Source organism: Apilactobacillus xinyiensis (assembly GCF_019656235.1).
In the GTDB taxonomy this organism is placed as follows: domain Bacteria; phylum Bacillota; class Bacilli; order Lactobacillales; family Lactobacillaceae; genus Apilactobacillus; species Apilactobacillus xinyiensis.
Map to the genome: position 1 here is coordinate 1 of NZ_BPLL01000040.1, position 10714 is coordinate 10714.

General features: G+C 32.0%; 10 protein-coding genes. 6 read left to right on the plus strand and 4 right to left on the minus strand.

Features of this window, described 5'->3' with window-relative positions; genetic code table 11:
* Nucleotides 1-179: 179 nt before the first annotated feature.
* Nucleotides 180-875, plus strand: a complete 696-nt coding sequence (locus K5Q11_RS07310) for a VIT1/CCC1 transporter family protein (protein ID WP_282575965.1) — start codon at nucleotides 180-182, stop codon at nucleotides 873-875.
* 39 nt (nucleotides 876-914) lie between these two features.
* Nucleotides 915-1580, plus strand: coding sequence for a VIT1/CCC1 transporter family protein (locus tag K5Q11_RS07315; protein ID WP_220752384.1), 666 nt, complete (start codon nucleotides 915-917; stop codon nucleotides 1578-1580).
* Between the two features lie 30 nt (nucleotides 1581-1610).
* On the opposite strand, the gene K5Q11_RS07320 is transcribed toward K5Q11_RS07315, so the two are convergent.
* From K5Q11_RS07320 to K5Q11_RS07335, 4 genes are all read right to left on the minus strand, one after another.
* The gene (locus tag K5Q11_RS07320; RefSeq protein WP_220752370.1) at nucleotides 1611-2060 is read right to left on the minus strand and encodes a hypothetical protein; all 450 of its coding nucleotides are present in this window, start codon (nucleotides 2058-2060) and stop codon (nucleotides 1611-1613) included.
* Between the two features lie 87 nt (nucleotides 2061-2147).
* Nucleotides 2148-3416: a M20/M25/M40 family metallo-hydrolase gene (locus K5Q11_RS07325; RefSeq protein ID WP_220752372.1), complete on the minus strand. Its 1269-nt coding sequence runs from the start codon at nucleotides 3414-3416 to the stop codon at nucleotides 2148-2150.
* A 140-nt stretch (nucleotides 3417-3556) separates the two neighbouring features.
* Nucleotides 3557-4312, minus strand: a complete 756-nt coding sequence (locus K5Q11_RS07330; protein ID WP_220752374.1) for a YibE/F family protein — start codon at nucleotides 4310-4312, stop codon at nucleotides 3557-3559.
* Entirely contained in the window at nucleotides 4309-5415 is a 1107-nt protein-coding gene (locus K5Q11_RS07335) for a YibE/F family protein (RefSeq protein WP_220752376.1), read from the minus strand. Before K5Q11_RS07335 ends, K5Q11_RS07330 begins: the two co-directional genes overlap by 4 nt.
* Before the next feature lie 200 nt (nucleotides 5416-5615).
* Here K5Q11_RS07335 and K5Q11_RS07340 point away from each other — a divergent pair, with 200 nt between their 5' ends.
* The 4 genes from K5Q11_RS07340 to K5Q11_RS07355 all read left to right on the plus strand — a co-directional run bounded on the left by K5Q11_RS07340 (nucleotide 5616) and on the right by K5Q11_RS07355 (nucleotide 10614).
* On the plus strand, nucleotides 5616-6815 hold the full coding sequence (locus K5Q11_RS07340; protein ID WP_220752378.1) for a quaternary amine ABC transporter ATP-binding protein: 1200 nt from the start codon (nucleotides 5616-5618) through the stop codon (nucleotides 6813-6815).
* 10 nt (nucleotides 6816-6825) lie between these two features.
* Entirely contained in the window at nucleotides 6826-7677 is an 852-nt protein-coding gene (locus K5Q11_RS07345) for an ABC transporter permease (RefSeq protein WP_373311510.1), read from the plus strand.
* A 14-nt stretch (nucleotides 7678-7691) separates the two neighbouring features.
* Entirely contained in the window at nucleotides 7692-8603 is a 912-nt protein-coding gene (locus tag K5Q11_RS07350) for a glycine betaine ABC transporter substrate-binding protein (RefSeq protein ID WP_220752380.1), read from the plus strand.
* A 94-nt stretch (nucleotides 8604-8697) separates the two neighbouring features.
* Entirely contained in the window at nucleotides 8698-10614 is a 1917-nt protein-coding gene (locus K5Q11_RS07355; RefSeq protein WP_251067934.1) for a M13 family metallopeptidase, read from the plus strand.
* Nucleotides 10615-10714: the final 100 nt, after the last annotated feature.

Sequence of the window (10714 nt, forward strand, 5' to 3'; positions counted from 1 at the left end):
TTGAATATCGAAATCATTCCATGAAATTAAATATTTAATTTAGTAATAATTGTCTAACTTTTTTAAGGCACTTCAATAATGGAGTTCCTTTTTTCTTTACTTTTTATATAATAAGGATTATCATTAAATTAATTATTAAATAATAATCATTCTAATCTAACAAAAGGGGCGTACATACATTGAAAAAGAAAAAAACTAGTTTAGCTCAAAAAATCAATATTTTGAGAGCCAGCGTCATGGGATCGAATGATGGTATTCTATCAGTTGCCGGTATTGTTATTGGGGTTGCTGGTGCTACTACAGATTCATTTTCTATCTTTATTTCAGGAATTGCCGGTATGATTGCCGGTACTGTATCGATGGCTATGGGAGAATATGTATCAGTTAATACGGAAAAGGATTCACAAAGACGAGCTGTTATGCGTCAAAAAAATGCTTTGAAAAACAACTATGATGATGAATTCAATTTCGTTAAAAATAAGTATAAAAGTACCGGTATTTCAGAAGAATTAGCTAATAAAGCTACTAAAGAAATGATGAACAAAGACGCTTTAGTTACCACAGTACGTGAAAGGTTTGGATTCAACGTTAGTGAATTTACCAGCCCTTATGCTGCTGCCATTGCATCAATGATTTCATTTCCTACCGGTTCTATTTTACCGCTATTAGCAATTACTTTACTACCTTCAAAAATAAAAATTATTGCAACATTTATTGCAGTTATTATTGCTTTAGCAATTACCGGTTATGTAGCTGCCATTTTAAGTCATGCAAATCGTGGAAGATCAGTTGCTAGAAATGTTATTTCTGGAATGTTAACTATGATTGTTACGTACTTGATTGGATTACTAGTTGGAATTATTTCAAACGGTTAGGAGGATTTTCTTTTGAAAAGTAAAAAAGATAGTCAAACAATGAGTGAAAAGCTAAACACGTTAAGAGCTGGTGTATTAGGTTCAAATGACGGTATCTTAACTGTTGTAGGAGTTTTGTTTTCAGTTGCTGTAGCAACTCCTAACATCTTTACAATTTTTATTGCTGGTTTATCAGACTTACTAGCATGTGCGTTTTCAATGGCTTCAGGAGAATATGCATCGGTTAGTTCTCAAAGAGACGCTGAAAGTTCTGCCGTAGCTAATGAACAAGTGTTATTAAAAAATAATATTGATGAAGAAATTCAATCAGTTAAAGAATACTATATGAGTCGTGGTATTTCTGAAGAAACATCAACCGAAATCGCACGCGAACTTTTAAATAAAAAACCATTAGAAACCGTAGTTAATACTAAATATGGTATTCAACTAGGTCATTATATGAACCCATGGCATGCTGCCTTTTCATCTTTAATTTCAGCTGCTGCTGGTGGAGTTTTTCCACTACTTGCAATGAGTTTAATTCCGGGAGTATATCGTTGGCCTGGAACAATTGGTGCCGTTGTATTATCAGTTGCTTTAACTGGATATCTAAGTGCTAAGTTAGGTGATGGATTAGTAAAAACCGCTGTAGTAAGAAATATTGTTATTGGAATTTTAACCATGATTATTCACTACACACTAGGAAAATTAATGAATCAATTCTAAAAAGCACCATGCTTAGGGCATGATGCTTTTTTAGTTAATTAATCTAAAATTTTGTGCATACATTAAAGCTGTAAACATTACAAAAATATCTGCTAAAACAAATATAATCAGAAAAATAATTATATTGTTTTTGTATACGTTAAACCATTGAGTAAAAACTTGCTCACCATAAGGCCAAAATTTAACATTAATTTTATAAGTCATAAATTTCATGTACGCAAAAATAAACTCGGCAATTAATAGAAAAATCAAAGCATAACTATTAGCTATTTCTGGGAAAAACAAACTCAAAACAGTATAAGTTAAAATAAACGATAGCAAAAAAGTGGAAATTCTATCGAATAAGTTTAGACGCAGTCTACTCTTGTCATTTTTTAAATATACTAGCATGCTTTCTGTTAGGTCTTTATTAAACTTACGCGATTTAAGTGATAAATCAACTAAAGCAATTAAACCTACAAATAAAATAAGATATAACAAAATTAAATATATAAGGATATTATCCCCTCCTAATAATTTAATTATATCAAATAAATAAGCCATGTATTGAAAATACATGGCTTCAAATTATCTAACTAGATTTTTTTCAAAGAATTTAACGGCTACGTTAAAATACAAGTCAGTCATATTATAAAAAGTTTCTAAATCAACATATTCATTGGCTTGATGAGAAGTTGTGTTACCTGGACCCACGATAACTATATCCAATTCCGGATTATTACGTCGAAACTCAGAAGCATCAGTTCCCAAAGAAACTCCCACTTTTGGCAATGGCGTTGCCTCATTTAAAACAAGTCCAGCTTCTTTTTGAAAAATATCAACAATATTAGTATTATTGTGACATTTTACAGGACATTCATTATATTCAACTTTAAGCGTTAAATTAACTCCTGATTGCTTATTTAAACGATCAATAATTGCTGTTAGGCGTCGAATTAATTCATCATTTGGTAATTGTGGAATTGTTCGTACTTTAACCTGAAGATAAGCTTTATCAGGAATACTATTTACTTGTTTACCACCGCGAATAATATCTGGTGCGTATACGGTATAACCTAAATCATCATCGTATTCAGTCAGAGAATTATAAAAAACCTTCTCTGCTAAATAATATTTTATCAAGTTGTCAATTGCATTGATTCCCATACTTGGCATTGAAGAATGTGCCGCCTTACCGATAGAAGTTACGGTATAAGTCATCCATCCCTTATGCGCAGTAATTATGAAATGTTGCTCATCAAAAGCACCTAAATCATTTTTAGCTAATAAAGTTTGCTTTAGCTGTGAATTAATTTTTACTCCATCACTATTCACATAATCATGCAGCTTATCATTAGCAACTCCGGTAGGTTCTGCAATAATCAAGCTATCTAAATCATCGCCATAGCCTAAATCAGATAAGTATTTAGCCCCTTCTTCTGTTAATTCCTCTGAAATAGTCAAAATTAAACGTACATTACCTTTAAAGTTTTCATCATTGGCTAATTCAATGAAAGAAATTATTAAGTCTACGACACCAGCTTTCATATCACTAGTTCCACGACCATATAATTTACCATCCTTTGCTACCAATTTAAAAGGGTTGGTATTCCAACTGTTAATATCACCTTCACTGACAGTATCCATATGACCACTAAAGCCTAGAATGGGACCATCATTATTAATAATTTCAGCAACTAAGTTAGCACGTTTGGGAGCTTGCTTAATGGTTGAGGAGGAAATACCATAAGATGCTAGCAAGTCTTTTACGTAAATAGCCACTGCTTCTTCATAGTTATTTACCGTATTAATTTCTACTAAATCTCTAAGTATTTGTAACTTTTCATGTTTGTTCATAAAAATCCTCCTCAAGATATAAAACTAACCAGATAATATTTACATTAAAATGTTATTAAATTTAAATGATATTATATGTGGTAATCGACATTTTATCAATAGTAAATTAAAAAAGCATTCTTTAAATTCAAGAATGCTTTTTAGTTATGTTTTCTTTTCCAATTGTGTGCTATGACTGCTGAAGTAATTGGAATTGATAGAATAACCCCAATTAACGAAAACAGAATAATTATGAATTCAGCATTAAAAACTTTATCGTTCAATATGTTACCAAAAGAATAATTCAAACCAAAGAACCAAATGAACAAAGCTAACATACCTCCAAATAACCCAAAAAACAGTGTATTCAAAGTGGTTCCAATAATTTGCTTACCAATAAAAAATCCATCAAAAAGTAATCGTTTACTACTTATATCAGGATGTTGTTCAGTTATTTCACCTAAACCAGAAGCAATCGCCATTGTGGATTCAGCAATGGCTCCTAAAGTACTTAAAATCGCAGTTGCAATGGATATTTTTACAAAACTAATTCCAATCATTAATGACATGCCCTCTAAGTCATCACTATCTTCTAATCCAAATCCCTGTACTTGCGACCAATATTCAATTGGAATAATTAAAACTACTAAAATAATTAAGACAAACAGTGAAGAATAAAAAGCTAATTTACCAGTCTCATCATTTACACCACTTAAAAAAATTGTTAAAGATAACAGAATCGTTCCAACAACTAATGTTACTAACAATGGTGATAGGTGAAAAGATATTAAAACAATAGCTAGAAATAAAAAACCAAAATTTAATATTAAGCTGATAAAAGAATTGAAGCCTTGACGACCTCCAACCAAAAGCATTAAAAATAATAAAATTATGCCTAACAGTGCAATTGAACTCATTTATTGCCACCTTCTTTAATAAATATACTAGTTAAAAAGCTTGAAACTGGCACTGCTAGAACTATTCCAATTGCACTAATCAAACTTTGTACCATGCCTAATGACATATTCATGGAAAAAGAATATCCCCAACTATTACCATTCTTTAAAAATAAAATGGCCATTGGTAACGTTTCACCCATAAAGATAAAGAATAAGACGTTAATTAAAGGTCCCATGATAGATTTTCCAATATTTTGCCCTGATTTAAAGATTTGCTTTTTAGAGATTTGTGGGTGTTCATGTTTTAAAGTAAATAAAGATGAAATAATGTCAGTAGACTCATCCATAACGGCTCCTAATGAACCAATCAAAGTTCCAGCTAAAAATAACGGCCGCGGTGATTGAGTAACGTATTGCATAGATTCATAAAAGATCCCTCTTTCATGAGTAATAGTAAAAACAATCAAACCAATCAATACTGACATAAAAGTGCATGTTAAAGTAGATCCTAAAGTAATCCACATTTGACGTGTAAATCCTAACACCATTAGCAATGTAACAAATGAAAAAATAACCGCTAATACACTAAATATAATGACTACCCCAGCACCATTAGCATGGTTATTGATTAATAAAGCTAAAATAAATAACAATGAATTAACAAAAATACTACCTAAGGCTGTCACACCACTCATTTTTAAAAAAATCACCATTAAGCTAATTGCTAAAAATAATACAAAAACAATTGGGACATCTCGTTTATAATCCTTGATAGTAACGTTCAAACTAGGGTTTTTGTGAATTATAACAAAAGCTTGCTGACCTTTTATATATTTTTTATCCATCGCTTGAGAGTTACTGTAAGTGTTATTAATAACAACTTTTTTATCTTTATATTTACCATTTAAAATGGTACCTAATAATCTTTGAGTATATTCTACATCTTCATTTTGAAAAGTATCAGTTGTTTGATTTTTATGTAAAAATTCTGCCTTATCAATTCGAAAAATTGGTTGTCGGTATAAAAAAGCATCGTTTTTAACAAATGTTATCAAACCAATGCCCATTATTATGAACATCAAAATTAATTTTAAAGGAATTTTATTAATTATCTTTTTCATTATTGTTAATCATCTCATTAAATTATTTGATATGTTTATCTACTTGATTTTAACATATGTTAGGCATTTTATTTGATTAGAAAAAAGTTACTTAAGTATTCAAAAAATCCCGCCACGATACAGATAATTTGACATACTCGGTAAATTTTTGTAATAATTGTTTCTGTTTGTTTTTTTAATATTTATCAAAGGAGGATTTTATGAGCACAAAAATTAACGTTAATAACTTAACCAAAATATTTGGTCGTCATGCTGGACGTGCCAAAGAAATGCTAAGAGATGGTAAATCTAAAGCTGAAATTTTAGAAAAAACTGGTAGCACTGTTGGTGTTAACAAAGCTAATTTTACCGTAAATGATAATGAAATATTTGTAATTATGGGATTATCAGGTAGTGGTAAATCAACATTAATCAGAATGCTTAACCGTCTAATTGAACCTACTGATGGTGAAATTCTACTAGATGGTAAAAATATTACCGATTTAGATAAAAAAGAGTTACGAGAAATTAGAAGAAAGAAATTAAGCATGGTGTTCCAAAACTTTGCTTTATTCCCTAACCGTACAATCTTAGAAAACACTGCCTATGGATTAGAAATTCAAGGGGTTGATAAACAATCTCGCGAAGAAAAAGCTCATGAATCTTTAGAATTAGTTGGTCTTCACGGATACGATAACCGTTTTCCAGATCAATTATCAGGTGGTATGCAACAACGTGTTGGTTTAGCTCGTGCATTAGCTAATGACCCTGAAATTTTATTGATGGATGAAGCCTTTTCTGCCCTAGATCCATTAAACCGTAAAGAAATGCAAGATGAGTTACTAGACTTACAAGCTCATTTGCACAAAACTATTATTTTCATTTCTCATGATTTAAATGAAGCCCTTCGTATCGGTGATCGTATCATGATTATGCGTGATGGTAATATTGTACAAACTGGCAAACCAGAAGATATTTTGCAAAACCCTAAAAATGAATACGTTGAAAAATTCATCGAAGATGTTGACCGTACTAAAATTCTTACAGCTAGTCGTGTAATGATTAGACCAAACGCTGTTAATATCGAAAAAGATGGTCCACGTAGTATTCTAAGACAAATGCGTAGTAATGAAATTTCTAGTGCCTATGTGGTTGATTCTAATCATAACTTCAAAGGACTGGTTGATGCTGACAATATTAACAAATTAATTGAAAAAGGCGAACGTGATATTACCAGTGTTATTAAAACTGATGTACCAACCATTCATCCTGACACTCCAATTAATGATTTCTTAAATCAAATTTCTACTTCACCAGTTCCATTTGCGGTGGTTGATAAAGATAATCGTTTATTAGGTATTATCATTAGAAGTTCAATTCTTGAAGCAATTTCTGGAAATGAGGTGCAAAATAATGTTTAATTTAATGACTATGAACATGCCTACTATTCCTTTAGCAAAATGGATTAACGCTTTTGTTAATTGGCTAACTCAATTTAATGGTTTCTTTAATGCTATTACCAATTTTATTGGTGCTATTGTAAACGCATTTCAATGGTTCTTTGATTTACTTCCAGTATGGTTATTTATTGTCTTAGTACTTGGTTTAACATACTGGGCTTTACGCAAAAGCAAGCATTGGGGCCTAATGGCTTTTGAATTGATTGGAATGTTACTAATTTACAACCAAGGTTATTGGAGAGATATGACTCAAACCTTAACTTTAGTCTTAACTTCTAGTTTAATCATTGTAGTCATTGGAATTCCACTAGGTATTTGGATGGCTAAAAGTCATACTGTTAATTTAATTTTGAAACCTATTCTAGATTTCATGCAAACCATGCCTGCCTTTGTATACTTAATTCCAGCCGTTGCACTTTTTGGAATTGGAATGGTACCTGGAGTAATTGCATCAGTAATTTTTGCTCTTCCACCAGTAGTTAGAATGACTAATTTAGGAATTAAACAAGTACCTGAAGATTTAATTGAAGCCTCAGATTCATTTGGTTCTACTGATTGGCAAAAACTAATTAAAGTTCAATTACCATTAGCTAAAACCACTTTAATGTCTGGAGTTAACCAAGGTATGATGCTTACCCTATCAATGGTAGTTATCGCTTCAATGATTGGTGCTATGGGACTCGGTTCCCAAGTTTACTTCGCTGTTGGTAGAAATGATGCTGGTTCTGGTTTTGCTGCTGGTATTTCAATCGTTATCTTAGCCATCATCTTGGACCGTATTACTCAAGCATTTAATAAATCTAAACGTGACAACATCAAATAAGGAAGGAGAATTATATGTACAAAAAAATAAAATTTCTTATAGCCGCTTTGTCAGTGATTCTTCTTGCTTCAACTTTATCAGCTTGTAGTAGTAGCAAACCCGCTGCTTATAATCCTAATGAAAAATTAGGCAAACAAATTAATTACACCATTACTGGAATTGACGCTGGAGCCGGAATTATGGCTTCCACACAAAAAGCTCTAGATGAATACGGCTTACGTCAAAACAAGTGGCAATTGCAAACTAGCTCTACTGCGGCAATGACTAGTACACTAGATAAAGCAATTAAATACAAACAGCCGATTGTGGTTACCGGTTGGCAACCACACTGGATGTTCACTAAGTTTCCTATTAAATTTTTGAAAGACCCTAAGAACGTCTATGGTAAAGCCGAACAAATTCATACAATTGCTCGTAAAGGTCTAAAAAATGATGCTCCTGGAGCATATCAAATTATGAAACAATTTCATTGGACCCCTGAACAAATGTCTCAAGTGATGCTTCAAACAAATGCTGGAGTGGACCCTAAAAAGGCAGCTAGTGAATGGATTAAAAAGAATCCTAAATTAGTTGCTGAATGGACTAAGGGAGCTGCCAAAGGCAACGGTAAAGCAATCAAGTTAACTTATGTGGCTTGGGATTCAGAAATTGCTTCCACTAATGTTTTAGCTCAAGTACTTGATAGCATGGGCTATAAAACAACTATCCAAGCAATGGAAATGCAACCAATGTGGATTTCTATCGCAACTAACAAAGCTGATGCTACCCTATCAGCATGGTTACCCAACACAGCTGGCATCTACTACAAACAATATAAAGATAAAGTAGATGACGTTGCAGTGAACCTTAATGGTGCTAAAGTGGGACTAGCCGTACCTAAATATATGAAAAATATTAATTCTGTTGAAGATTTACTCAACAAATAATAGACTAAAGACAATTCACTGTACTTGTGGATTGTCTTTTATTATATTATCATTAAAAAAATGTATTAATTTCTAATAATTGTAGGTGAATGAATTGGACAAAATAAACGAACAAGAATTAAAAAATGATTTTTATAAGGCTGTTAATGGTGATTGGGAAGCTAAGGCAGTTATCCCTAGTGATCACTCATCAATTGGTGGTTTTATGGATTTAGTAGATAATATTGAAGAAACTTTAATGAAAGACTTTGATGATTTAAAGGCTGGCAAAATAAAACCAGAAAATGATGAAATGGTTGAATTTAAGAAATATTATGATTTAGCTACTGACTTTGAAAAGAAAGAAAATGATGGTGTTAAACCATTATTGCCAATTCTAAAACGCATTGAAGAAGTTAAATCCTTTAACGATTTAAATGAACAATTTAGTGATTGGACACTATCTGGCTTGCCTACTCCTATAGACTTTGGCGTTGAAGCTGATATGAAACAAGCTAAAATGAATGTTTTATATGTTGATGGTGGCCCATTGTTCCTTCCAGATCGCAGTTATTATGACAAGGAAAATCAACAAGGTGCCATGTTAATGAATGTGTTCCAAAATATGGCTGTTAAGTTATTGAAAATGGTTGGTTATAATGATGCTCAAGCTAAAAACATTTGGTCTGCAGCTGAACGTTTTGATCGTTCAATGGCTCCTTATGTATTAACTGCTGAACAAAAAGCCGATATCGAAAACATTTATAATCCTATGAAATTTGATGAAATTGCAAGCAAAAGCAAAGCAATTGATTTAAAGCACGCTATTAAAGAGTTGATTGGTCAAGTTCCAGACGAAGCAATTGTTACTGAGCCTAAATTCTTAGATAATCTAGATAAAGTAGTTAACGAAGAAACCTTTAACGACATGAAGAATTGGATGCTTGTACAAACGGTAACTTCGTTTAGTAATACTTTAAATGAAGAATACAGACAAGTAAGTGGCGAATTTTCTAGAGCTTTATCAGGTAAAAAAGAAGCGCAAAGTCGTGAAAAAGCAGCTTATAATTTTGCTGCTAATGTATTTAGCCAAATAGTTGGTGATTACTACGGACGAAAATACTTTGGTGAAAAAGCTAAACAAGACGTTTACAACATGGTTGTTAAAATGATTAACGTTTACGAAAAGCGTCTACAAAATAACACTTGGTTAAGTGAAAGTACTAAGCAAAAAGCAATTGTTAAGCTAAAAGCGTTAGGAATCCACGTAGGTTATCCAGATAAAATTAACCCACTATTTTCTAAATTTAAAGTAACTTCAAAAGCAGATGGCGGAACTCTGTTTGAAAATACTGAAAAAATTAATAGAATGGTAGCCGAAGATAATATGAGTAAATGGCATAAACCAGTAGATCGTAGCTTATGGGGAATGAGTGCTAATATGGTTAACGCCTATTACTCGCCTACAGAAAATCAAATTGTTTTCCCTGCTGCTATTTTACAAGCACCATTCTATAGTTTAAAACAATCATCTAGTCAAAACTTTGGTGGAATTGGAGCTGTAATGGCTCATGAAATTTCACATGCTTTTGATAATAATGGTTCTAAATTTGATGAAAATGGTAACCTTGCTAATTGGTGGACAGAAGAAGATCATGAATACTTCGGTAAATTAGCACAAAACATGATTAAAGAGTTTGATGGTATTGATTTTGCTGGACAAAAAGTAAATGGTAAATTAACTGTTTCAGAAAACATTGCCGATGCTGGTGGATTGAGTTGTGCTGAAGAAGCTGCTAAGGGTGAAGATGATTGTAATTTACGTGAGTTCTTTATCAATTGGGCTCGTATTTGGCGTAATAAATCTACAGAACAAATTAAACAATTATTGTTATCGATTGATGTGCACGCCCCAGCAGAACTTAGAGCTACTGTACAAGTTAAGAATTTAGACGATTTTTACACTACTTTTGATGTAACTGAAAAAGATCAGATGTATCTAAAACCATCCGATCGAGTTCAAATTTGGTAAAAATAAAAAAGGGTTAGAGATTATATGTACCGCCTTAAAAAAGTTAGACATAATATCTAATTTTTTAAGGCGGTTTTTTTATGTCAAAATATTCAACTAA

Excerpts from the sequence above, each read along its gene's own strand:
- K5Q11_RS07315 (WP_220752384.1), top strand. The coding sequence starts at position 915 with ATGAGTGAAAAGCTAAACACGTTAAGAGCTGGTGTATTAGGTTCAAAT.
- K5Q11_RS07325 (WP_220752372.1), bottom strand. The coding sequence starts at position 3,416 with ATGAACAAACATGAAAAGTTACAAATACTTAGAGATTTAGTAGAAATT.
- K5Q11_RS07330 (WP_220752374.1), bottom strand. The coding sequence starts at position 4,312 with ATGAGTTCAATTGCACTGTTAGGCATAATTTTATTATTTTTAATGCTT.
- K5Q11_RS07335 (WP_220752376.1), bottom strand. The coding sequence starts at position 5,415 with ATGAAAAAGATAATTAATAAAATTCCTTTAAAATTAATTTTGATGTTC.
- K5Q11_RS07340 (WP_220752378.1), top strand. The coding sequence starts at position 5,616 with ATGAGCACAAAAATTAACGTTAATAACTTAACCAAAATATTTGGTCGT.
- K5Q11_RS07345 (WP_373311510.1), top strand. The coding sequence starts at position 6,826 with ATGAACATGCCTACTATTCCTTTAGCAAAATGGATTAACGCTTTTGTT.
- K5Q11_RS07350 (WP_220752380.1), top strand. The coding sequence starts at position 7,692 with ATGTACAAAAAAATAAAATTTCTTATAGCCGCTTTGTCAGTGATTCTT.